This window comes from Pseudazoarcus sp. NS36 (genome assembly GCF_059703705.1).
On record NZ_BAAKJA010000010.1, the window covers coordinates 69,595 to 90,719 of the forward strand.

General features: G+C 62.7%; 22 protein-coding genes. 17 read left to right on the forward strand and 5 right to left on the reverse strand.

Features of this window, described 5'->3' with window-relative positions:
• Positions 1–2 precede the first annotated feature (2 nt).
• Positions 3–827: a type I methionyl aminopeptidase gene (gene map / locus AC6H0R_RS14900; RefSeq protein WP_497582158.1), complete on the reverse strand. Its 825-nt coding sequence runs from the start codon at positions 825–827 to the stop codon at positions 3–5.
• Positions 828–1,185: 358 nt separating this feature from the next.
• Here map and rpsB point away from each other — a divergent pair, with 358 nt between their 5' ends.
• The 17 genes from rpsB (at position 1,186) to AC6H0R_RS14985 (ending at position 16,513) form a co-directional block, all read left to right on the forward strand.
• Complete coding sequence (gene rpsB, locus AC6H0R_RS14905) at positions 1,186–1,944, forward strand: 30S ribosomal protein S2 (RefSeq protein ID WP_497582159.1); 759 nt, start codon at positions 1,186–1,188, stop codon at positions 1,942–1,944.
• Positions 1,945–2,030: 86 nt separating this feature from the next.
• A complete protein-coding gene (tsf, locus tag AC6H0R_RS14910) occupies positions 2,031–2,927 on the forward strand; it encodes a translation elongation factor Ts (protein ID WP_497582160.1) in 897 nt (298 codons plus the stop codon).
• 10 nt (positions 2,928–2,937) lie between these two features.
• On the forward strand, positions 2,938–3,651 hold the full coding sequence (gene pyrH, locus AC6H0R_RS14915; RefSeq protein WP_497582161.1) for a UMP kinase: 714 nt from the start codon (positions 2,938–2,940) through the stop codon (positions 3,649–3,651).
• A gap of 10 nt (positions 3,652–3,661) precedes the next feature.
• The gene (gene frr, locus AC6H0R_RS14920) at positions 3,662–4,219 is read left to right on the forward strand and encodes a ribosome recycling factor (protein WP_497582162.1); all 558 of its coding nucleotides are present in this window, start codon (positions 3,662–3,664) and stop codon (positions 4,217–4,219) included.
• Between the two features lie 31 nt (positions 4,220–4,250).
• The gene (gene uppS, locus AC6H0R_RS14925) at positions 4,251–5,048 is read left to right on the forward strand and encodes a polyprenyl diphosphate synthase (RefSeq protein ID WP_497582163.1); all 798 of its coding nucleotides are present in this window, start codon (positions 4,251–4,253) and stop codon (positions 5,046–5,048) included.
• Entirely contained in the window at positions 5,041–5,847 is an 807-nt protein-coding gene (locus tag AC6H0R_RS14930) for a phosphatidate cytidylyltransferase (RefSeq protein WP_497582164.1), read from the forward strand. The genes uppS and AC6H0R_RS14930 overlap by 8 nt, the downstream gene beginning before the upstream one ends.
• Complete coding sequence (gene ispC, locus AC6H0R_RS14935) at positions 5,847–7,046, forward strand: 1-deoxy-D-xylulose-5-phosphate reductoisomerase (protein ID WP_497582165.1); 1,200 nt, start codon at positions 5,847–5,849, stop codon at positions 7,044–7,046. Before AC6H0R_RS14930 ends, ispC begins: the two co-directional genes overlap by 1 nt.
• The gene (gene rseP, locus AC6H0R_RS14940; RefSeq protein WP_497582166.1) at positions 7,043–8,410 is read left to right on the forward strand and encodes an RIP metalloprotease RseP; all 1,368 of its coding nucleotides are present in this window, start codon (positions 7,043–7,045) and stop codon (positions 8,408–8,410) included. Before ispC ends, rseP begins: the two co-directional genes overlap by 4 nt.
• A 7-nt stretch (positions 8,411–8,417) precedes the next feature.
• Positions 8,418–10,742, forward strand: coding sequence for an outer membrane protein assembly factor BamA (bamA, locus tag AC6H0R_RS14945; protein ID WP_497582167.1), 2,325 nt, complete (start codon positions 8,418–8,420; stop codon positions 10,740–10,742).
• Between the two features lie 75 nt (positions 10,743–10,817).
• A complete protein-coding gene (locus AC6H0R_RS14950; RefSeq protein ID WP_497582185.1) occupies positions 10,818–11,276 on the forward strand; it encodes an OmpH/Skp family outer membrane protein in 459 nt (152 codons plus the stop codon).
• 10 nt (positions 11,277–11,286) lie between these two features.
• Positions 11,287–12,309 carry a UDP-3-O-(3-hydroxymyristoyl)glucosamine N-acyltransferase gene (gene lpxD / locus AC6H0R_RS14955; protein WP_497582168.1) on the forward strand — a complete coding sequence of 341 codons (1,023 nt, stop codon included), beginning with the start codon at positions 11,287–11,289 and terminating at the stop codon, positions 12,307–12,309.
• A 10-nt stretch (positions 12,310–12,319) separates the two neighbouring features.
• Positions 12,320–12,754: a 3-hydroxyacyl-ACP dehydratase FabZ gene (gene fabZ, locus AC6H0R_RS14960; RefSeq protein WP_497582169.1), complete on the forward strand. Its 435-nt coding sequence runs from the start codon at positions 12,320–12,322 to the stop codon at positions 12,752–12,754.
• Positions 12,751–13,521 (forward strand): acyl-ACP--UDP-N-acetylglucosamine O-acyltransferase, encoded by a 771-nt coding sequence (gene lpxA / locus AC6H0R_RS14965; RefSeq protein WP_497582170.1) that lies wholly within the window; start codon positions 12,751–12,753, stop codon positions 13,519–13,521. The genes fabZ and lpxA overlap by 4 nt, the downstream gene beginning before the upstream one ends.
• A 7-nt stretch (positions 13,522–13,528) precedes the next feature.
• Complete coding sequence (gene lpxB, locus AC6H0R_RS14970; protein ID WP_497582171.1) at positions 13,529–14,689, forward strand: lipid-A-disaccharide synthase; 1,161 nt, start codon at positions 13,529–13,531, stop codon at positions 14,687–14,689.
• A complete protein-coding gene (gene rnhB, locus AC6H0R_RS14975) occupies positions 14,686–15,279 on the forward strand; it encodes a ribonuclease HII (RefSeq protein WP_497582172.1) in 594 nt (197 codons plus the stop codon). Before lpxB ends, rnhB begins: the two co-directional genes overlap by 4 nt.
• On the forward strand, positions 15,276–15,731 hold the full coding sequence (locus AC6H0R_RS14980) for a CopD family protein (RefSeq protein WP_497582173.1): 456 nt from the start codon (positions 15,276–15,278) through the stop codon (positions 15,729–15,731). Before rnhB ends, AC6H0R_RS14980 begins: the two co-directional genes overlap by 4 nt.
• Positions 15,728–16,513 (forward strand): TrmH family RNA methyltransferase, encoded by a 786-nt coding sequence (locus AC6H0R_RS14985; RefSeq protein WP_497582174.1) that lies wholly within the window; start codon positions 15,728–15,730, stop codon positions 16,511–16,513. The genes AC6H0R_RS14980 and AC6H0R_RS14985 overlap by 4 nt, the downstream gene beginning before the upstream one ends.
• Here the strand turns inward: AC6H0R_RS14985 and bioD are convergent.
• Genes bioD through AC6H0R_RS15005 form a run of 4 tightly spaced genes read right to left on the reverse strand, consistent with a single transcriptional unit; the run spans position 16,492 to position 21,088 of the window.
• Entirely contained in the window at positions 16,492–17,160 is a 669-nt protein-coding gene (gene bioD / locus AC6H0R_RS14990; protein ID WP_497582175.1) for a dethiobiotin synthase, read from the reverse strand. The two genes, AC6H0R_RS14985 and bioD, sit on opposite strands and share 22 nt — an antisense overlap.
• A gap of 9 nt (positions 17,161–17,169) precedes the next feature.
• The gene (gene mdoH / locus AC6H0R_RS14995) at positions 17,170–19,278 is read right to left on the reverse strand and encodes a glucans biosynthesis glucosyltransferase MdoH (protein WP_497582176.1); all 2,109 of its coding nucleotides are present in this window, start codon (positions 19,276–19,278) and stop codon (positions 17,170–17,172) included.
• Positions 19,278–19,550 carry a hypothetical protein gene (locus AC6H0R_RS15000; protein WP_497582177.1) on the reverse strand — a complete coding sequence of 91 codons (273 nt, stop codon included), beginning with the start codon at positions 19,548–19,550 and terminating at the stop codon, positions 19,278–19,280. Before AC6H0R_RS15000 ends, mdoH begins: the two co-directional genes overlap by 1 nt.
• A gap of 2 nt (positions 19,551–19,552) precedes the next feature.
• Entirely contained in the window at positions 19,553–21,088 is a 1,536-nt protein-coding gene (locus tag AC6H0R_RS15005) for a glucan biosynthesis protein G (RefSeq protein ID WP_497582178.1), read from the reverse strand.
• Positions 21,089–21,125: the final 37 nt, after the last annotated feature.

Consider the following 21,125-nt stretch of genomic DNA (forward strand, 5'->3'; position numbering starts at 1 on the left):
GCTCAGGCCGCGATGCCCGGTGCAACGAGGGCGGGCGGCGGCAGGCAGCCTTCGGAGGTCGTCAGGATCTCGTAGCCGTTCTCGGTCACCAGAATGGTGTGTTCCCACTGAGCGGACAGGCTGCGATCCTTGGTCACGATGGTCCAGCCGTCGGGCAGCTCCGAAATGGCAGCCTTGCCGGCATTGATCATGGGTTCGATGGTGAAGATCATGCCGGCTTTGAGTTCGAGGCCGGTACCCGCGCGTCCGTAGTGCAGGATCTGCGGATCTTCGTGGAAGGTCGAGCCGATGCCATGACCGCAGAACTCGCGCACCACGGAGAAGCCGTTTCCTTCTGCGTGCTTCTGGATTGCATGGCCAATGTCACCGAGCCGGGCGCCAGGGCGCACCTGGGCGATGCCCAGCCACATGCATTCAAAGGTGACATGACACAGGCGTCGCGCCAGGATGCTGCCGGCTTCTTCGCCGCCGACAATGAACATGCGGCTGGTGTCGCCATGAAAACCGTCCTTGATGACGGTGACGTCGATATTGACCGTGTCGCCTTTCTTGAGTGCTTTGTCGCTCGGAATGCCGTGGCAGACCTGATGGTTAACCGAGGTGCACACCGACTTCGGGAAGGGGGTGTAGCCCGGCGGGCAGTAATTGAGTGGTGCGGGGATCGTGCCCTGCACTTCGGTCATGTAGTTGTGACACAGTCGATCCAGTTCGGCTGTAGTTACACCGGGCTGGACGTGGGGGGTGATGAAATCGAGCACTTCCGAGCCGAGGCGGCCGGCGATACGCATCTTCTCGATTTCTTCCTGATTTTTGATCTTGACGCTCATGCTGGGGATCCGTTGCGCCCGTGGGCCGAGATGCGCCGGGCGGTCATTGTGGTGCGGCGCAGCAAGCATTGCGGCGGATTGCGCACACGCATGTATTCATTGGGGAGAGGCTAGGTCGACAGGCTAGCGCATGCGGGGCGGGCGAGCAATTGCGCCGTCGGCAGATGCGCTTTCGTCCTTGAGTGTTCGGGGTGTTGCCCGCTATAATCGCCGGCTTGATCGCATGTTGCGGTCAAAAATCCGCACGCCCGACGTGACGCCTGTGGGGTCCGTTTGTTCCGGCAAGTCCGGACAGCGGTGCAAAGGCTGTCTTATACAAGCGCCGGGCGGAGGCAGAACCCTTCGATTGGAGTAACAGATGTCTAATGTAACGATGCGTCAGATGCTCGAAGCGGGCGTCCACTTTGGCCACCAGACCCGCTTCTGGAACCCGAAAATGGCTTCCTACATTTTCGGTCAGCGTAACAAGATTCACATCGTCAACCTCGAAAAGACCATGGTGAAGTACAACGAAGCCATGAGCTTCGTGCGCAAGCTGTCCGCAAATCGCGGCACCATCCTGTTCGTTGGTACCAAGCGCCAGGCACGTGAGATCGTTGCCGAGGAAGCCGGCCGTGCAGCCATGCCGTTTGTTGATGAGCGCTGGCTCGGCGGCATGCTGACCAACTTCAAGACGGTCAAGCAGTCGATCAAGCGCCTGAAAGACATGGAAGCCATGACCGAGGAGGCCACGGCACGCCTGTCCAAGAAAGAAGCGCTGATGGCCAGCCGTGAGCTGGGTAAGCTGCAGACCAGTATCGGCGGCATCAAGGACATGAATGGCCTGCCGGACGCGCTGTTCGTGATCGACGTCGGCTATCACAAGATTGCCATCCAGGAAGCCCAGAAGCTGGGTATCCCGGTCGTGGCGGTGGTGGATACCAACCACTCGCCGGACGGCATCGACTACGTCATTCCGGGTAACGACGACTCCTCGCGTGCGATCCGTCTGTACGCCCGTGGCGCGGCGGATGCTGTGCTGGAAGGCCGCAACATGGCGCTGCACGACATCGTGGCTGCCGGCGAAGATGAATTCGTCGAAGTCGACGAAGAAGAAGCGCCGGGCGAAGAAGCCTGATTGAACGGGGCGGCGAAAGCCGCCCCGGCGTTATGCGGGTTGAGCTTTACCCGTTTTCACAGAATTCAAGATTGTCAGGAGTGAGCATGGCGGACATTACCGCAGGCATGGTCAAGGAACTGCGCGAGAAGACCGACGCGCCGATGATGGAATGCAAGAAGGCGCTTACCGAAGCCGCTGGTGACATGGCCAAGGCCGAAGAGATCCTGCGCGTGAAGCTCGGTAACAAGGCCACCAAGGCGGCTACGCGCGTTGCCGCTGAAGGTGTTGTGGCGATCCACATCAGCGCCGACGGCAAAGTGGGTTCCATCCTCGAGATCAACTCCGAGACCGATTTCGTTGCCAAGAACGACGACTTCCTGAAGCTGGCTGCCGATTGCGCGCAGCTGGTCGCCGAAAAGAACCCGGCCGATGTTGCCGCGCTGTCTGCGCTGCCGCTGGATGGCGGTACGGTCGAGTCGGTGCGTACCGCGCTGGTCGGCAAGATCGGCGAGAACATGTCGCTGCGTCGCTTTGCCCGTGTTGAAGCCAAGGGTGCGCTGCAGTCCTACATCCACGGTGGCTCGAAGATCGGCGTGCTGATCGACCTGGTCGGTGGCGACGAGCAGCTGGGCAAAGACCTGGCAATGCACATCGCAGCCTCCAAGCCCAAGTCCCTGGATGCGTCCGGCGTTGCGCCCGAGCTGCTCGATACCGAGCGTCGCATCGCAATCGAGAAGGCGCGTGAATCCGGCAAGCCGGAAGCCATGCTCGACAAGATCGCCGAAGGCACGGTGCAGAAGTATCTGAAAGACGTGACGCTGCTGGGTCAGGTCTTCGTCAAAGCCGAGGACGGCAAGCAGACCATTGAGCAGCTGCTCAAGGCCCGCAATGCCAGCGTTGCCAGCTTCCAGTTGTTCCTCGTGGGTGAGGGCATCGAGAAGCAGGTCACCGACTTTGCCGCCGAAGTGGCCGCTCAGGCTGCTGCTGCAGCACAGAAGTAAGAGGTCGGTCATGGCCGCCGCCTACAAACGCATCATGCTCAAGCTGTCGGGTGAGGCCCTTATGGGCGACGATCCCTATGGCATCAACGACGACGTTGTCTCGCGTATCGTCTCCGAAATCGGGGAAGTAATTGCGCTCGGCGTGCAGGTTGGTGTGGTGATTGGCGGCGGCAACATCTTTCGCGGCATGAAAGGTGCGGCAGCTGGCATGGACCGCGCCACGGCCGACTACATGGGCATGCTGGCCACGGTCATGAATGCCATGGCGCTGGCCGATGCAATGCAGCGTGCCGGTCTGTCGGCACGCGTGCAGTCGGCACTGCGCATTGATCAGGTGGTTGAGCCTTATATCCGTGGTCGTGCGATCCGCCACATGGAAGAAGGTCGTATCGTCATCTTTGCCGCCGGCACGGGCAACCCGTTCTTTACGACGGATACGGCAGCAGCGCTGCGCGGGTCCGAGATGGGTGTGCAGATCGTGCTGAAGGCGACCAAGGTTGATGGCATTTATACGGCCGATCCGAAGAAGGATCCCGACGCCAAGCGCTTTCATCGCATCAGCTTCGACGAGGCCATCGGGCGCAATCTCGAGGTTCTTGACTCGACCGCTTTTGCCTTGTGCCGCGATCAGAAATTGCCGATCAACGTGTTTTCGATCTTCAAGCCCGGCGCGCTCACGCGTGTCGTGATGGGCGAAGACGAGGGTACGCTCGTTCACTCCTGAGGGTCCGACGATGATCTCCGATCTGAACAAGACTATCGAACAGAAGATGCAGAAGTCCCTTGAGGTGCTCAAGGGCGATCTCGCCAAGGTGCGCACCGGGCGAGCCCATACCGGCCTGCTCGATCACATCATGGTGGAGTATTACGGCAGCATGGTCCCGGTGAACCAGGTGGCCAACATCACCTTGGTTGACTCGCGCACGATTGGCGTTCAGCCGTGGGAAAAAGGGCTGTCGCAGAAAGTCGAAAAAGCTATTCGTGACAGTGACTTGGGGCTGAATCCTGCGGCGCAGGGTGAGATTATCCGTGTGCCGATGCCCGCGCTGACCGAAGAGCGCCGCAAGGAGCTGATCAAGGTTGTGCGTACCGAGGGCGAAGCCGCCAAGGTCGCCGTTCGCAACCTGCGTCGCGACGCCAACCAGAGTCTCAAGGATGGCGTGAAGGAAAAAGAGATTTCCGAAGACGACGAGCGTCGTGGCCAGGAAAGCATCCAGAAACTCACCGACAAATACGTCGCCGAGATCGACAAGCTGCTCGCCGAGAAAGAACACGAGCTAATGCAGATCTGAGCCCCCGCCGGCGTCAGGACGAGGGCCCACGATGGCGAAAGCCACGTTTTCGAGTTCCACCCGCGAGATCCCCGCAGTCGGAGAGGTTCCGGCGCACATTGCGGTGATCATGGATGGCAACGGCCGCTGGGCGCGCCGTAGGCATCTGCCGCGTATCGCCGGGCACCGACGCGGTGTTGAGGCCGTTCGTTCGGTCATCCGCGCCTGCATGGAGCGCGGCGTCTCCCATCTCACCCTGTTTGCATTCAGTTCCGAGAACTGGCGCCGGCCGGCGGAAGAGGTGTCGTTTCTGATGCAGCTGTTCGCGCGCGCACTGAAGAACGAGGTGCGCCGGCTGCATGAGAACGGTGTCCGTTTTCGCGTGGTTGGCGAGTTGTCGCGCTTCGATGCGGCCATCATCAAACTCATTCGGGAGGCCGAGGCGCTCACCGCCAGCAACGACCGCCTGACCCTGACCGTCGCGGCAAACTACGGCGGGCGCTGGGATATCGCGTCGGCCGTGAACCGGCTGGTAGCCCGTCACCCCGGTCGCTGCGATTTCAGCGAAGACGAGATCGGCGCCGAGCTTGCGATGCACTACGCGCCCGAGCCAGACCTCTTCATCCGTACGGGCGGTGAGCAGCGCATTTCAAATTTCCTGCTGTGGCAGCTTGCCTATACCGAGCTGTACTTCACGGATACCTTGTGGCCCGATTTCGACGAGCTTGCGCTGGAGCAGGCCATCGAGTCCTATCGCAAGCGCGAGCGGCGGTTCGGCCGCACCAGCGAGCAGCTGGCCGGGGCCGGCGGCGCAGGTTCTCCCTGTTCACAAGCAGGTCCTGATGCTTAAGCAGCGCGTACTGACGGCAGTGGCTCTGATTGCCGGTTTCCTCGGCGCGCTGTTCTTCAGTCCGGATCTTGTCTGGTTGGCCTTGATTGCCGTTATCGCCGGAGTCGCTGCGCATGAGTGGGGGGGGCTGACCGCCCTGACTGAAGGCGTGCGCAAGGCGTATGTTGCAGTGACTATGGTGGCTTCGGCTGGCCTGGGCTACCTTTCCATGGGGCAAGCCTGCCAGACGACGCTGCTGGTGTATCTGGCCGGCGTGGCCTTCTGGGTATTGCTCGTTCCCTTGTGGTTTCGCTCACGTTGGGCCCCGGGGCGCCTGGCAGGAGTGCTGACCGGGTGGCTGGTTTTGCTGCCTGCTGCCGTGGCACTGGTGCATCTGCGGGCCATTGATCCCTGGTTGCTGTTGTCGGTGATGGCCTTGGTGTGGATAGCCGATATCGCTGCCTACTTTACCGGGCGCGCGTTCGGACGGATCAAGTTGGCGCCCTCGATCAGCCCCGGCAAGACGCGCGAGGGGGCCTACGGCGCACTGTTCGGCGTTTTCGTTTGCGGCATGGGGTTCTTCGTGCTGGCCGGTGATGCGGCTCCGGCGCTGTCCTGGGTGTGGGTGGCCGTGTTGTTGCCGGTGTTTACGGTGCTCAGCATTGCAGGCGACCTGTTCGAATCGCTACTCAAGCGGCAGGCTGGCGTCAAGGACAGCGGAACGCTGCTGCCGGGTCACGGCGGCGTGCTGGATCGTATCGACAGCCTGACTTCGACGATGCCCCTGGTGGGCCTGATTGCCTTGTGGGCGGGTTGGTAATGAGCGTCGCTCCTGTGCGAAAGGTCGTTGTTCTCGGGGCGACCGGCTCCATTGGCGCGAGCACCCTTGACGTGATTGCGCGTCATCCAGATCGTTTCGAGGTGTTCGCGCTCACCGCTCACCGGCAGGTCGAGCGTCTGTATGAGCAGTGTCTGCGGTTTGCGCCGCGCTATGCGGTGATGCACCGGCAGGATGACGCAGCAGCACTGGCCGCGCGCCTGAGTCAGGCGGGTTGCGCCACGCGCGTGCTGTCCGGCGAGGCCGCGTTGTGCGACGTGGCGTCGGATCCGCAGGCCGATATCGTGATGGCTGCCATTGTCGGCGCGGCAGGGCTGGCGCCTACACTCGCTGCGGCGCGCTCAGGCAAGCGCCTGTTGCTCGCCAACAAGGAGGCGCTGGTACTGGGCGGTGCATTGTTCATGCAGGCCGTGAGTGATGGCGGTGCCACGCTGCTGCCGATCGACAGTGAGCACAACGCGGTATTCCAGTCGCTGCCGGCGTCCTATGGCGGTGCGCTGAATGGAGCAGGTGTGCGCCGCATTCTGCTTACGGCTTCCGGTGGGCCGTTTCGCGACACGCCCTTGTCCGATCTCGACAACGTGACGCCCGATCAGGCGTGCAGTCACCCGAACTGGGTGATGGGGCGCAAGATTTCGGTGGATTCGGCCACGATGATGAACAAGGGTCTCGAGGTGATCGAGGCTCACTGGCTGTTCCGTGCACCGGCCGAGTGCATCGATGTCGTCGTGCATCCCCAGAGCGTGATTCACTCGATGGTGGAGTATGTTGATGGCTCGGTGATTGCACAGCTTGGCAACCCTGACATGCGAACGCCGATCGCGCATGCGCTGGGCTATCCGGAGCGCATCGAAGCCGGTGTGAGCAGCCTTGATCTGGTGCGTATCGGCTCGCTGAGCTTTCGAGAGCCCGATCTGGAGCGCTTTCCCTGTCTTGCGCTGGCTTACGACGCGCTGCGGGCTGGCGGGGCGGCGCCTGCGGTGCTCAATGCAGCCAACGAGGAAGCCGTCTCGGCTTTCCTGGCGGGCCGGCTGGCCTATCGCTCCATCAGTGCCGTGATCGCCGAATCCCTGGAACGTGCGCACACACTGACGGTCGAATCGCTCGATTCCATTCTGGATGCAGACCGCCAGGCACGTGCCGTTGCCATGGCTTGCATTCGCCAACGCGAGATCCGATGAATCTTTTCGAGTACATCATTCCCTTCGTCGTAGCCCTCGGCGTACTGATCTTCGTTCACGAGTTGGGCCACTATCTGGTGGCGCGCTGGTGCGGGGTCAAGGTGCTGCGTTTCTCGGTGGGCTTCGGGCGACCACTGCTGAAATGGGCGGTCGGCCGTGACCGCACGGAGTGGGTGCTCGCGGCCTTTCCGCTGGGCGGCTACGTCAAGATGCTTGACGAGCGGGAGGGCGAAGTTGCCGCCGACGATCTGCCGCGCTCGTTCAACCGCCAATCCGTATGGCGTCGCTTCGCCATCGTATCGGCCGGGCCGATGGCCAATTTTCTGTTGGCCATCGTGCTGTACTGGGGGCTTTTTGCCGCAGGTACGGAAGAGTTGCGACCGCGCATCGCGCTGACCGAACCGACGCAGACGATCGCAGCGGATGCCGGCCTGCGCGACGGCGATACGGTGGTGTCGGTCGATGGAGGCAGTGTCCGCAGCTGGTCGGATCTGCGCTGGATGCTGTTGCGGGCCGTGCTGGACGGTCGTCAGGCGGACCTTGTCGTACGCAGCGAGCTCGGCGGGGAGCTTCCGGTCCGGCTCGATTTTGGTGGTGTCAGCGTGGACGACTCGGATGAGGATCTGATTGCCCGCATCGGACTGCGGCCCTGGCGCCCCGTGATTCCGCCAGTTGTCGGTCAGGTTCTCGACGGCAGTCCGGCTGCGCGCGCAGGGCTGCGGGAAGGTGATCTGTTCCTCGAGATCGGTGGGCGCGCAGTGGCCGGTTGGGGCGAACTGGTCGCGATCGTCAGTGATCGCGCGGGTGAGACCTTGTCAGTCCTGATCCAGCGTGACGGTGCGCAAATGCCGCTGTCTCTGGTGCCCGAAGAGAATCAGGTGGATGGTCGCAGCGTTGGTCGTATCGGTGTTGCGGCGGCCGATGCGCCCGGATTGCGCGACCAGATGTTTACCGTGGTGCGTTATGGCGCGGGCGAGGGCCTGTTGCGGGCGGCAGGCAAGACCTGGGATACGAGCGTGCTGACGCTGACGATGATCGGCCGCATGCTGATCGGTGAAGTGTCCTGGAAGAACCTTTCCGGCCCCGTCACGATCGCCGACTACGCGGGGCAGACTGCCAAGCTGGGATTGGCTCACTATCTGGCTTTCATGGCCCTGATCAGCATCAGTCTGGGTGTCCTGAATCTACTCCCCATCCCGGTGCTGGATGGCGGGCATTTGCTGTATTATGTGATCGAGATTTTGAAGGGCAGCCCGGTGTCCGAGCGCGTGATGCAGCTTGGTCAGCAGCTTGGTCTGGTCGTACTGGCGATGCTGATGGTGTTCGCGTTTTATAACGACATCATGCGGCTGTTTTCCGGTTGAGAACGGAATGAGATTGAAACTACTCAGCGGGCTGGTTGCAGCCCTTTTTGTTGCCAGTCCAGCACTTGCCTTCGACCCCTTCACGGTCAAGGACATCCGCGTCGAAGGCATCCAGCGAACCGAAGCCGGTACGGTCTTCAATTATCTGCCGGTTCGCGTCGGGGATACCTTCACCGAGGAGCAGGCTGCCGATGCTATCCGCGGGTTGTTCGCAACCGGTTTCTTCAGCGATGTGCGCATTGATGTCGAGAACGAGGTCATCGTCGTCCTGGTGGATGAGCGTCCCGCGATTGCCGACATCACCTTTGTCGGCGTCAAGGAATTCGATAGCGCCGGACTGAAAGGCAGTCTGCGCGCCATTGGCTTGGCCGAGGCGCGGACCTTCGATCGCTCTCTGCTGGAGCGCGCCGAGCAGGAGCTCAAGCGTCAGTATCTCGGGCGTGGCAAGTATTCTGCGGAGGTCGTCACGACGGTGACGCCGCTCGAACGTAACCGCGTCGGCATCAACTTCACGGTGACCGAAGGCGAGGTCGCCAAGATCCGCCAGATCAGCATTGTCGGCAACCAGCAGTTCAAACAGAAGGAGCTGCTGGAGGTCTTCCAGTCACGTACACCCGGCTGGCTGACGTGGTACACCAAGAACGATCGCTACTCGCGCCAGACGCTCTCTGCTGACCTCGAGAATCTGCGCTCGTTCTATCTTGATCAGGGTTACCTCGATTTCAATATCGATTCGACCCAGGTCTCGATCACTCCGGACAAGAAAGACATCTACATCACGGTGAACATCACCGAGGGTGAGAAGTACACGGTATCGGCCGTAAGCTTTGCGGGTGACCTGATCCTGCCCGAGACCGAGTATCTTGATCTGGTTGCGATCCGTCCGGGCGAGGTGTTCTCACGCGCCAAGCTGACCGAGACTACCGACGCAGTGACCAACCGTCTCGGCAACGAAGGCTATGCTTTTGCCAACGTCAACGCCGCGCCCGAAGTGGACACCGAGAAGCGCGAAGTGGCCTTCACGATCTTTGTCGATCCGGGGCGCCGCGTATATGTCCGTCGTCTCAATATCGGCGGTAACATCCGCTCCCGTGACGAAGTGATCCGGCGCGAAATCACGCAGATGGAAGGCGGTTGGTACGACGCCGAGCTGATCCGCAAGTCGCGAACGCGCGTGGAGCGTCTGGGGTTTTTCGACGAAGTTGCCATCCAGACGCCCGCCGTTCCCGGCAGTACCGATCAGGTCGACGTCAACGTAAACGTCAAGGAGCGCCCGACCGGCAACCTGTCCTTGGGTGTTGGCTTCTCTAGTTCCGAGAAAGTTGTTCTTGGGGGCTCGATCAGTCAGGACAACCTTTTCGGTACCGGCAAGTCCCTGGGCATCGGCCTGAATACGTCCAAGTCCGGGCGAACCATCTCGCTGTCTTTCACTGATCCGTACTACACCGTTGACGGGGTGAGCGTCGGGTATGACATCTACCGGCGCACGTACGATCCGTCTGAAACCACCAGCATTTCGCGCTACGAGTCGAAGTCGACCGGTCTGGGTATCCGCATCGGCTATCCGATTGCGGAGGATGACCGGATCAATTTCGGCCTAGCCGTCGATCGAACTGAAATCACAACCTTCGCCGACAGTCCAAGTTTGTACAAGGATTTTTGCAAAGATTTTGGCTGCACGGGTACGGACCCGGCCAATGGTGTCGGCACTGTGTCGGTGGATAGCCTGCTCGCAACGGTCGGATGGTCAAGCGATACGCGTGACAGCTTTATTTACCCGCGTTCGGGCACGTATCAACGCGTAGCCTTTGAAGCCGCGATTGCCCCGGGTGACCTGCGCTATGGTCGTTTGAGTTATCAGTATCAGTACTGGCTGCCGATTGCGAAGAGTCAGGCTCTGATGATGAACATCGACATGGGTATCGCCAAGGGCATTGGCGGCAACCCGGTGCCGTTCTACAAGAACTTCTATGCGGGTGGTATCGGTTCGGTACGTGGTTTCGAACAAAGCTCGATCGGTCCACGCACCGATGATGGCTTTGACGATCCGATCGGCGGTACGCGTATGTTGGTCGCCAACGCCGAGTATTATTTCCCGTTGCCGGGCGCCGGCAATGACCGCTCCTTCCGTACCTCGCTGTTCTTCGATGCGGGTTACGTCTGGGACGAAGAGGAGAAGTTTGATTCCGGCATGATGCGCTACAGTACCGGCATTGCTTTCTCCTGGGCGTCGCCGCTCGGCCCGCTCAAGTTTAGTTTCGGCTTCCCGATCAAGAAGCAGGACACCGACGAAGAAGAGAAATTCCAGTTCCAGTTCGGTTCGGTTTTCTGATTGCCGATGTGCGGTATCTCGGAGGTTTAAGTGAAATTCAAGGTTTTTCCCGCTGTTCTGCTTGTTGTGTGTGCGATGTTCCCCGTTGTGGCCGGAGCGCAGGCCAAGGTTGGATTTGTCGACTCTGATCGCCTGATGCGTGAAGCGGCCCCGGCGGTCCGCGCCCAGCAGCGTCTCGAGAAGGAATTCGAATCGCGCGATCAGGAGCTGCAGCGTATGGCGCGCGAGCTGCAGACCTTGCAGGAAGACTTGGAGCGCAACGCGCTGACCATGGGCGAGAACCAGCGCCGTGAGAAAGAGCGCGGATTCAACGAAATGAACCGCGAATTTCAGCGCAAGCAGCGCGAGTTCCGCGAAGATCTCAACCAGCGTCGCAACGAAGAGCTTGCCACGGTGCTTGATCGCGCCAATGCGGCCATCAAACAGGTTGCAGAGGCGGAGAAGTACGACGTGATCCTGCAGGAAGCCGTGTACGCCAGTCCGGGTATCGACATCACCGAGAAGGTGTTGAAGGCGCTCGAGAACGGCCGTTGATGGCGGCCGCATGTACACGCTTGATGAAATCGTCGCCCGCTTCGGAGGCGAAGTCGCAGGTGATGGCTCCACGCTGATCGAGCGGGTCGGAACGCTCGATCATGCCGTAGCTGGCTGCATCAGCTTTCTGGCAAATCCCAAGTACGCTTCCCAGCTCGCCCAGTGCGAGGCCTCGGCGGTCATTGTCGCGCCCGCGGCACGCGAGCGGACTGCGCTGCCTCGCATCATTGCGCCCGATCCCTACGTCTATTTCGCCCGCGTCTCGCAATTGCTCAATCCCGCGCGGCATCCTTTGCCTGGCGTGGCGGTGTCGGCCGAGGTGGCCTCTACGGTCCCGGCCTCAGTGAGTATCGGGGCGGGCGCCAGCATAGGCCGTAACGTGATGCTCGGCGAGGGCGTTGTCATTGGCCCGGGTTGCCATGTCGGCGATGGCGTGCGTATCGGCGAAGCTACGGTGCTCAATGCCAATGTCACGCTCTACCATGACTGCGTACTCGGGGCGCGCTGCATCGTGCACTCCGGTACGGTCATCGGTGCGGATGGTTTCGGTTTTGCGCGTGAGCGCGACGGTAGCTGGGTCAAGATCCCGCAGATCGGCCGCGTTGTCATTGGCGACGACGTTGAAGTTGGCGCCAACACGACAATTGATCGTGGTGCGCTTGAAGACACGGTGATCGGAAACGACGTCAAGCTCGACAACCAGATCCAGATCGCCCACAACGTGCGCATCGGTGATCACACTGCGATTGCCGGCTGCGTCGGTATCGCCGGCAGCACGACCATCGGTAGCCGCTGCATGATTGGCGGGCAGGCCGGCGTGATCGGGCATCTCGAGATTTGCGATGACGTCGTGATTTCGGCCGGCACGCTGGTCACCAAGTCGATTCGCGAACGTGGTGTCTACACCGGCAATCTGCCGCTGCAGCAACACGGTGACTGGGTGCGCAATTTCGCGCATCTGCGCCATCTCGACAGCCTCGCGGATAGAATACGCCGCCTCGAACAACTCCTAGCCGAGCGCTCCGGCGCCTGAAGCCATGATCATGGACATCAACGAAATCCTCGAGTATCTGCCGCATCGCTATCCCTTTCTGTTGGTGGATCGCGTGCTGGAGATTGAAGACGGCAAGCGCATCAAGGCGCTGAAAAACGTCACGATGAACGAGCCGTTCTTCCCCGGCCATTTCCCGGCTCATCCGGTGATGCCGGGTGTGTTGATCGTCGAGGCGATGGCGCAGGTTGCCGCGCTGCTGTCGTTCAAGAGCATGGGTGTGAAGCCGGACGAGAATTCGGTCGTGCTGTTTGCGGGTATCGATGGCGTGCGCTTCAAGCGCCAGGTCGTGCCAGGTGATCAGCTGATCTTTGAGGTCGAGATCCTGCAGAACAAGCGCAACATCTACAAGTACAAGGGTGTCGCGAAGGTAGACGGCCAGATTGCGGCCGAGGCCGAGCTGATGTGTGCGCTGAAGACCAAATGATTCATCCCACCGCTATCGTTCATCTCGGTGCCAAGCTGGGCGCTGAGGTCGAGGTCGGCGCGTATTCGATCATCGGGGAGCATGTCGAGATCGGAGATCGCACACGCATCGGCCCTCACGTCGTGGTTGAAGGCCGCACCCGCATCGGTTGCGACAACGAGATCTTCCAGTTCTGCTCGATTGGTGCCGCGCCACAGGACAAGAAGTACGACGACGAACCGACCTTGCTCGAGATCGGCGACCGCAACACCATCCGTGAGTTCTGTTCGTTCAACGTCGGTACGGCGCAGGACGCCGGTGCCACGCGTATCGGCAACGACAACTGGATCATGGCCTACGTGCATGTGGCGCATGACTGCGTGGTGGGAAACCACACCATTTTTGCCAATAACGCGACGCTGGCCGGGCATGTGCAGGTCGGTGACTGGGCCATCCTCGGCGGCTTCACTGGTGTGCATCAGTTCGTGCGCGTCGGTGCCCACAGCTTCTGCGGCGTCGGTACCGTGCTGCTGCAGGATCTGCCGCCGTATGTCACCGTCGCCGGCAATCCGGCCAAGCCGCACGGCATCAACAGCGAAGGCCTGCGCCGCCGTGGTTACAGCGCAGAGGCGATTGCCGCCATCAAGCGCGCCTACCGTTCCCTGTATCGCGCCGGCCTGACACTGGAAGAGGCGCGTGCAGCGATTGCCGGGATGGCTGCAGACGTCCCGGAGGTCGGCCCGTTCTCGGAGTTCATTGCGGCGTCTTCGCGCGGCCTCGTGCGCTGATCCTGCTATGGTCAAGCGCATCGCCATGGTCGCCGGAGAAGCTTCCGGTGACCTTCTCGCCAGTCACCTGATCCGCGCCCTGCGGGTGCGTTACCCCGATGCAGAGTTTTTCGGCATCGGTGGCCCGCTGATGCAGCGCGAGGGCTTTCAGGCATTGTGGTCCTGTGAGCGTCTGGCCGTACATGGCTATGTCGATGCGCTGCGCCGCTACCGCGAGCTGTCCGGCATCCGCAAGGATCTGCTCCAGCGGGTCCTGGCTGAACGTCCGGATGCCTTCATCGGGGTCGATGCGCCCGATTTCAACCTCTGGCTGGAACGGCGCGTACGCGAGGCCGGCATTCCGTCCATCCATTTCGTAAGCCCGTCGATCTGGGCGTGGCGCGGCGGGCGCATCCGCGGCATTGCTCGCTCGGTGTCGCACATGCTGTGCCTGTTCCCGTTCGAGCCGGCACTGTACGAACAGGCCGGGGTGCCTGTGACGTATGTCGGCCATCCGCTGGCCGATGTCTTCCCGGTGGAACCCGACCGTGCCGCAATGCGCGAGCGCCTGAACATCCGGCCGGAGATTCCGGTTATCGCCTTGCTGCCCGGCAGCCGCGATTCGGAAGTACGCAATCTCGCGGCTGACTATATCGAAACTGCGAAGATTCTCGCTGAACGCCATCCGGATGCGCTGTTTCTCGTGCCGCTTGCCACCCGTGCTACGCGTGAGCTGTTCGAGCATGCCATGCATGCGGCCGAAGCCGGCGAATTGCGTTTGCGCATCCTGTTCGGTCACGCCGTCGATGCCATGACGGCAGCCGACGTGGTGCTCGTGGCCAGTGGCACGGCCAGTCTGGAAGCGGCTTTGCTGAAGCGGCCGATGGTCATCAGCTACCGCATCGGCAAGTGGCAGTACCGGCTCATGAAGCGCATGGCCTATCTGCCCTGGATCGGTTTGCCGAACATCCTGTGCCGGGAAGCGGTGGTGCCGGAGCTGGTTCAGGACGCCGCCACGCCGTCTGCGCTGGCCGATGCACTGGATGCCTGGCTGGGCGATGCGGACGGGCGTGCGCAGCTCGAGCAGCGCTTCACGCAGCTGCATCTGGAGCTGAAACAGGGCACGGCTGCGCGCGCGGCGGAAGCCATTGCGCCGTATCTCGAAGGCCAGCGCGGGGCAGGGCAATGAGCGTGCTGGTCTGCGGTGTCGACGAGGCCGGTCGCGGGCCGCTGTGCGGATCCGTGGTGGCGGCCGCGGTGATACTCGATCCGGCGCAGCCCATCGCAGGCTTGAACGATTCGAAGAAGCTCACGGCAAAGCGGCGTGAACGTCTTGCCGAAGAAATTCGCGCCAAGGCGCTGGCCTGGGCAGTGGCCGAGGCCAGCGTCGAGGAAATTGACCGACTCAACATCCTGCATGCCTCGATGCTCGCGATGTCGCGAGCCGTCGCAGCGCTGACGATCCGCCCCGGCGTCGTCAAGGTCGACGGCAATCGCTGTCCCGATGTGGCCGAGCCGTGTGAAGCCATCGTCGGCGGCGATGCGCTGGTGGCCGAAATTTCCGCTGCATCGATTCTGGCCAAGACCGTGCGCGATGCGGCCATGGTCGAACTGGATCGCGAGTATCCGCAATATGGCTTTGCACGTCACAAGGGCTATCCTGTGCCGGACCATCTTGCGGCGCTGCAAGCGCATGGCGTGCTTGCCTGCCACCGTCGAAGCTTCGGTCCGGTGCGGGTATTGCTCGCGCAGGCCACCCTTTTCGGAGATCCATCATGAGCCAGAACATCGGGCTGTTCCTGCATCTGCTCGGCGTCATCGTATGGGTCGGTGGCATGGCCTTGCTGTATTTCTGTCTTCGCCCTGCGGCCATGGCCTTGCCGCCGGCACAGCGCCTGCCGCTGTGGGTGGCCGTGTTCTCGCGCTTTTTCCCGCTGGTCTGGGCTTCCATCGCGCTGATTGTGCTGAGCGGCTTCGGCAAGCTCGGGGCCATCGGCTTTGCGAACGCACCCGCCGCCTGGCACGTCATGCTGTTGAGCGGACTGACGATGGTCGTTGTGTTCGTTTCGATCTGGTTCGGCCCGTGGCCGGCGCTCAAGCGCGCAGTGGCGGCTGAAGACTGGCCTGCCGGCGCGCAGGCGCTCAATCGCATCCGTCAGCGTGTGGCCATCAATCTCGCACTGGGCGTGCTCACGGTGGCCATCGCCACGCTGGGGCTGGCTTTGTTGTGAAGCACATTAGCTCGCGCGACAACCCGCTGGTCAAACAGCTGCGGGGGCTGGCCGAGTCGGCGCGTGAGCGTCGCGACAGCGGACAGACCGTGCTTGACGGCGTGCATCTTGCCGAAGCTGCGCTGGCCTCCGGAGTGCCACTGCGCCAGCTGGTTGTCAGCGAGCGGGGCATGACACGTGCCGAGATCATCGCCTTGCTCGACGCCTGCGAAGACACCCCTTCGTGCCTGCTGCCCGATGCCTTGTTCGCGCAGATCAGTCCGGTGGATTCACCGACCGGTTTGCTGGCCGTCATCGATACGCCGGCCGATGCCGTCGGACCTTTGTCGGACACCGTCATTGCGCTTGATGGCGTGCAGGACCCCGGCAATCTCGGCACCATATTGCGTACGGCCGCCGCGGCCGGGGTGCGTGACGTGCTGCTCGGTACGGGCTGTGCGCAGGCCTGGGCGCCGCGCGTGCTGCGCGCAGGCATGGGTGGTCATTTCCGCCTACGCATCCGCGAAAGACTCGATCTGTGTGCAGCGTTGAAGGGCTTTCGGGGCGCAATTCTGGCGACTCTGCCGGACGAGGCCACGCCTTCGCTGTATCAGCACGATCTGTCCGGTCCGGTGGCCTGGTTGTTCGGTGCCGAAGGGGCGGGGCTGTCGGAGGATGTTGCAGTGCTGGCCACGCGGGGGGTACGCATCCCGATGCCGGGCGCGGTCGAGTCGCTCAATGTCGGCGCGGCAGTGGCGGTATGCCTGTTCGAACAGGCGCGTCAGCGGGCCACTAAAAGCTGATCTAGGTCGATGGCGGCGGCGTCCTCGCCGTGGTCGATCACCGCCAGTAGCGGAGCCGCAATGCGCTCGCGCAGACTCTGCAGATTATCCTCGAAGCGCAGCATGGCCGGGTCGATGCGATTGGCCACCCAGCCGCACAGCGTCAGGCCGCGCGCCTGCAATGCCGCCACGCTCAGCAGGGCGTGATTGATGCAGCCCAGTCGCATGCCGACAACCAGAATCACCGGCAGCTGCAGCGCAAGTGCCAGGTCGGCGTAATCGCGCGCCTCGTCGAGTGGTACCAATAGACCGCCGGCCCCTTCGACAAACACCCGGTCAGCCTGTGTCTGGAGCGCGTCGAGCGCCGTTCGGATGCGCGTGAAGTCGATCTTCACACCCTCGTCGCTTGCCGCCAGGTGCGGAGCGATCGGTGCCTGCAGGCAGTACGGCGTGACCAGGGATTCGTCAGCCTTGAAGTTGGCGGCGGCCATCAGACGGGCCGTGTCTTCGTTGATGAGGCGACCGTCCACCCATTCCGCCCCGGCTGCGACCGGCTTCATGCCGATCGCGCGCAGACCGTGTTTCGCCGCGCCGCGCAGCAGCGCACAGGTGACATGAGTCTTGCCGATGCCGGTGTCCGTGCCGGTCACGAACCAGGCCTTGCCCATCATCGAGCCTCAGTCTGCGCGGGTGCGCGGATACAGCTCGCGTCCCCAGAACGAGTCGGTCGGCGCTCGCCAGGCCGTGCGGTGCAGCCACAACAATGATTCGCGATCCTGTGCCAGCAGCGAGAGCTGCTTCGGCGTCAGTGCCGACGGGCCGTTGATCAGGCATCGTCCACACAGCTGCCGCAGATGCTCGCGCTTGGCGCCGGCCGCCCGGCCGCGCGCGGCGTCGGCATGCAAGCGGTTGAGCACCGGGTCGATCACCGCTTCGACGAAGGCGCCGGTGTCGTCGTCGCCCTGACGCGGGCCAAGCGGAGCGCCGTTCTCCATGTCCGCGATCAATGCGTCACCGTCGCGTTCCTGCGGCACCAGCAGCAGACCGGCGTTGCGCAAGGCTTCGCCTGGCCCGCTACGGCTGAACAGCACCGAAGTGGGGGCCGCCAGAATCAGCGGAATCGCCACCGGCAGAGACCAGTAGAAGAACATCGGGTCCAGCGTCCAGGCAAACCAGGCCCAGCCCGCGGCAATGATGGAGCCGGGTGCCTGGCTGGAAAGGGCGGCGCCCCATGAGGTTTCGTCGCCGCGGTTCTGACCGGCCCAGCGCAGGGAGACGTTGAACAGCGCTTCGATGACATAGCGGCTGTGCGCGAGCATGCGGATCGGTGCCAGCAGCGTGGACACCAGGATCTCCAGATTGACGCTGAACATCAGCCGGAAGAAGCCGCCGTGTGCCGCACGGCGGCGCGACAGCAGTACGTCGATGACAGACAGCATCTTGGGGAAGAACAACAGGAACAGCGTCGAGGCGACCAGCTTCAGCGCCAGTAATGGATCCCACTGCGGCCACTGCGGAAACAGGCTGTGCGACTGCGGGAAGTATTCGATGGGCTGCAGCACCAGTCGTGCAGCACTCACCGTGGACAGCGCCAGAAAGGCCAGCCACAGCGGTGACGCACAGTACGACATGATGCCGTTGATGAATGCCATGCGATGCGCCCAGCGTAGCCGTGGCGTGGTCAGCAGTACCCACAGATGCTGCAGGTTGCCCTTGGCCCAGCGCTTGTCGCGGGTGAGTTCGTCCACCACCGTGGGCGGTGATTCCTCGTAGCTGCCGCCCAGACCCGGCTCCAGCCAGACCTCGTGGCCGGCCCGCGCCATGTAGGCCGATTCGACGAAATCGTGGCTCGCGATCGGCCCCTTGAACAGCCCGAAGCCGCGCATCTTGGGCAGGCCGCAATGTTCCATGAACGGCCGGTTGCGCATGATCGCGTTGTGGCCCCAATAGGCCGCTTCGCCGAGCTGGAAGGCCGCCAGCCCGGTGGAGAACAGCGGGCCGTAGACCTGGTTGGCAAACTGCTGCGCGCGGGCAAAGAGAGATTTTGCGTTCACCAGCACTGGATTGGTCTGGATCAGGCCGACCTGCGGTTCGCGCTGCATCAGCTGTACCAGTCGCACCAGCGTATTGCCTTCCATCAGGCTGTCGGCGTCGAGCACGATCATGTACTCGTAGCGTTTGCCCCAGCGGCGCAGGAAGTCGGCGATGTTGCCGCTCTTGTAGTTCATGTTGAGCGTGCGGCGGCGGTAGAACAGCCGGCCGGCTGCGCCCAGCTCGTTGCACATGCGGTACCAGGCTTCCTTCTCCGCCATCCAGTAGCCCGGCGCGCGGCTGTCGGAGAGGATGTAGAAATCGAAGTCGGCGAGCTTGCCGGTACGTTCGAGCGAACGGTAGATCGCACGCAGCCCGCCCAGCGTGCGCTCGACCGGCTCGTGGTAGATCGGCATCACGATGGCCGTGCGCGCCAGCGGTGTGGCATCCAGCTCGGCGCTGGTGTGGCGGCGCAGCAGTGAGCGCGGGTCGCCGCCGAAGCGGCGCAGCACGAAGCCGGTCATGCCGATCCAGAAGCCGACTGAAATCCACGTGAACATCAGCGCGAACAGCGTGATCAGCCCGATTTCGACCCAGTTGCCCCCCTGGTAGGGCAGGACCTGCCGCATCACGTCGGTGGCGAACACGGTCTGGGTGATGACCACGGCGGTCAGCGCGAACCGCCGCACGTTGGCCTGCAGGCGCCAATGCACGCGGGGAACGGTGTCGGAACGGAGCGGGGGTACGCGATCCATCACTGGCCGCCGTAGCGGATGCTGCCGCGTTCAAGCGCAGGGCTGACGGGTGGCAGCAGCGGGTCGGGCAGGGAGAAATGCTCGGGCAGGCGATCCATGATCTGTGCAATCAGTGCAGTGCTGTCCGGCGGCCCGATCGGGCTGGCCTCGCCGAGCACTTCCGAGACCAGTTGCAGGGCTTCGCGCATCACGTCCGGCGTCGGCGTAATGCCGGCGCTGACTACATACTGCATGACACGGGACAGGGCTTCTTCGGCCAGTGTGCGTGCCATGTTCAACGAGGCGTACGTTGGACGTCGTTGCGTGCGGGCAGGACGTAGGACCAGGTTTCGCTGACCGTATTGTCACCTTCCCGCAGAAAGGCTCGCAGCACCATCGGTCGGCCGTCTGCCGGGCGCGCCAGGATCGACAGGCGCCAGCCTTTGATGGTCTCGTTGTATTCGACGAAGTGTTCCAGCACCTGGCCGCCTTCTCCGGCACTGACCATGGCCGTGACGGCAGCACGCGCGCGCAGCTTGTCCATCGTGCCGCCGGCGAAGTCGACGTGGAAGCGGTAGCTTCCGGCTGCGTCTCCGGTCACCGTGCCGTCGCCGACAAAAGTATTCACCGTGCGCCCCAGCGGGCTGCGTGTGACTTCGGGCGAGCCGAAGCTGATCTGGTAGGACATGCGCAGCGGCTTGTCGCGCTGCGCCCGCGTTTCGGGGGCCCAGAAGGCGACGATGTTGTCGTTGGTGGCATCCGGCGTCGGCAACTGCACCAGCATCACGCGACCCTTGCCCCAGTCACCGCGTGGCTCGACCCAGGCGCTGGAGCGCCGTTCGAAGCCGGATGCGAGATCCTGGTAACTGCCAAACGACGTATCGCGCTGCAGCAGGCCAAAACCGCGCACATTGTCGGTCAGGAAGCTGTCGACCTGCAGGGTTGCCGGGTTGATCAGCGGGCGCCACAACCATTCACCCGAAGCGCCGTCGTTGATCAGCAGGCCGTCGGAGTCATGCGCCTCCGGGCGCCAGGTGCCGGTCGGGCGGCCGGTGTTTTCGCCATGCAGGAACATGCCGGTGATCGGCGCAATGCCCAGTCGCTCAATGCCGGCGCGCGGGAACAGTACGGTGTCCACCTGCACACGGGTCGGCTCGCCCGGCCATACCGTGAACTGGTAGGCGCCGGTCAGGCTGCGCCCGTCGAGGAGGGCGTAGAACTTCATGGCGTGGGCGTCCGGAGCGGGGCGTTCCAGCCAGAACTCGGTGAAGGACGGAAACTCTTCGCCGGTCATCAGTCCGGTGTTCAGCGCAATGCCGCGCGCCGAGGCGCCGCCGATATTGGAGCGGCCTACTGCGCGAAAGGCGCTGGCACCGGCAAAGGAAATGAAGGGGACCTGCTCACGTCCGCCGAGCAGCGGCCAGGCAATCTGAAAGCCCGCATGTCCCAGGTCGGCTGGCACGCGTCGTTCGAGATCGGCGTTGCCGAAGCTGTAGTTGTTCTTCTGGTAGGGCACGCGTCGCACGCCCTGGGCCTCGATGATGTTGACGGCCACCGGATGCGCATAGACGTGGCCGGCAGAGATCATCTGGATCTGGAAGCGCGAGTCGTTCTCGCGCCACAGACTGCGAGCCGGGTCAAAACGGATGTTGCGGTAGGCCTCGTGACCGATGTCGCGCATGAAGCGCGGGATCACGGGTGGGGCGGTATGGCTTTCACGCGACAGCGCGCGCGCCTTCTCGATGACGTTGTCGAAGTTGAACGGGGCGGCGTGACCGGCCTGCATGGACAAGCTGCAGGTGAGAACCAGGCCGGCCAGAAAATGACGCATCGGAGAAGCCTTTGTTTCGCAGTGGAAAGTGGCGCTG

Excerpts from the sequence above, each read along its gene's own strand:
- map (WP_497582158.1), bottom strand. The coding sequence starts at position 827 with ATGAGCGTCAAGATCAAAAATCAGGAAGAAATCGAGAAGATGCGTATC.
- rpsB (WP_497582159.1), top strand. The coding sequence starts at position 1,186 with ATGTCTAATGTAACGATGCGTCAGATGCTCGAAGCGGGCGTCCACTTT.
- tsf (WP_497582160.1), top strand. The coding sequence starts at position 2,031 with ATGGCGGACATTACCGCAGGCATGGTCAAGGAACTGCGCGAGAAGACC.
- pyrH (WP_497582161.1), top strand. The coding sequence starts at position 2,938 with ATGGCCGCCGCCTACAAACGCATCATGCTCAAGCTGTCGGGTGAGGCC.
- frr (WP_497582162.1), top strand. The coding sequence starts at position 3,662 with ATGATCTCCGATCTGAACAAGACTATCGAACAGAAGATGCAGAAGTCC.
- uppS (WP_497582163.1), top strand. The coding sequence starts at position 4,251 with ATGGCGAAAGCCACGTTTTCGAGTTCCACCCGCGAGATCCCCGCAGTC.
- AC6H0R_RS14930 (WP_497582164.1), top strand. The coding sequence starts at position 5,041 with ATGCTTAAGCAGCGCGTACTGACGGCAGTGGCTCTGATTGCCGGTTTC.
- ispC (WP_497582165.1), top strand. The coding sequence starts at position 5,847 with ATGAGCGTCGCTCCTGTGCGAAAGGTCGTTGTTCTCGGGGCGACCGGC.
- rseP (WP_497582166.1), top strand. The coding sequence starts at position 7,043 with ATGAATCTTTTCGAGTACATCATTCCCTTCGTCGTAGCCCTCGGCGTA.
- bamA (WP_497582167.1), top strand. The coding sequence starts at position 8,418 with ATGAGATTGAAACTACTCAGCGGGCTGGTTGCAGCCCTTTTTGTTGCC.
- AC6H0R_RS14950 (WP_497582185.1), top strand. The coding sequence starts at position 10,818 with ATGTTCCCCGTTGTGGCCGGAGCGCAGGCCAAGGTTGGATTTGTCGAC.
- lpxD (WP_497582168.1), top strand. The coding sequence starts at position 11,287 with ATGTACACGCTTGATGAAATCGTCGCCCGCTTCGGAGGCGAAGTCGCA.
- fabZ (WP_497582169.1), top strand. The coding sequence starts at position 12,320 with ATGGACATCAACGAAATCCTCGAGTATCTGCCGCATCGCTATCCCTTT.
- lpxA (WP_497582170.1), top strand. The coding sequence starts at position 12,751 with ATGATTCATCCCACCGCTATCGTTCATCTCGGTGCCAAGCTGGGCGCT.
- lpxB (WP_497582171.1), top strand. The coding sequence starts at position 13,529 with ATGGTCAAGCGCATCGCCATGGTCGCCGGAGAAGCTTCCGGTGACCTT.
- rnhB (WP_497582172.1), top strand. The coding sequence starts at position 14,686 with ATGAGCGTGCTGGTCTGCGGTGTCGACGAGGCCGGTCGCGGGCCGCTG.
- AC6H0R_RS14980 (WP_497582173.1), top strand. The coding sequence starts at position 15,276 with ATGAGCCAGAACATCGGGCTGTTCCTGCATCTGCTCGGCGTCATCGTA.
- bioD (WP_497582175.1), bottom strand. The coding sequence starts at position 17,160 with ATGGGCAAGGCCTGGTTCGTGACCGGCACGGACACCGGCATCGGCAAG.
- mdoH (WP_497582176.1), bottom strand. The coding sequence starts at position 19,278 with ATGGATCGCGTACCCCCGCTCCGTTCCGACACCGTTCCCCGCGTGCAT.
- AC6H0R_RS15000 (WP_497582177.1), bottom strand. The coding sequence starts at position 19,550 with ATGGCACGCACACTGGCCGAAGAAGCCCTGTCCCGTGTCATGCAGTAT.
- AC6H0R_RS15005 (WP_497582178.1), bottom strand. The coding sequence starts at position 21,088 with ATGCGTCATTTTCTGGCCGGCCTGGTTCTCACCTGCAGCTTGTCCATG.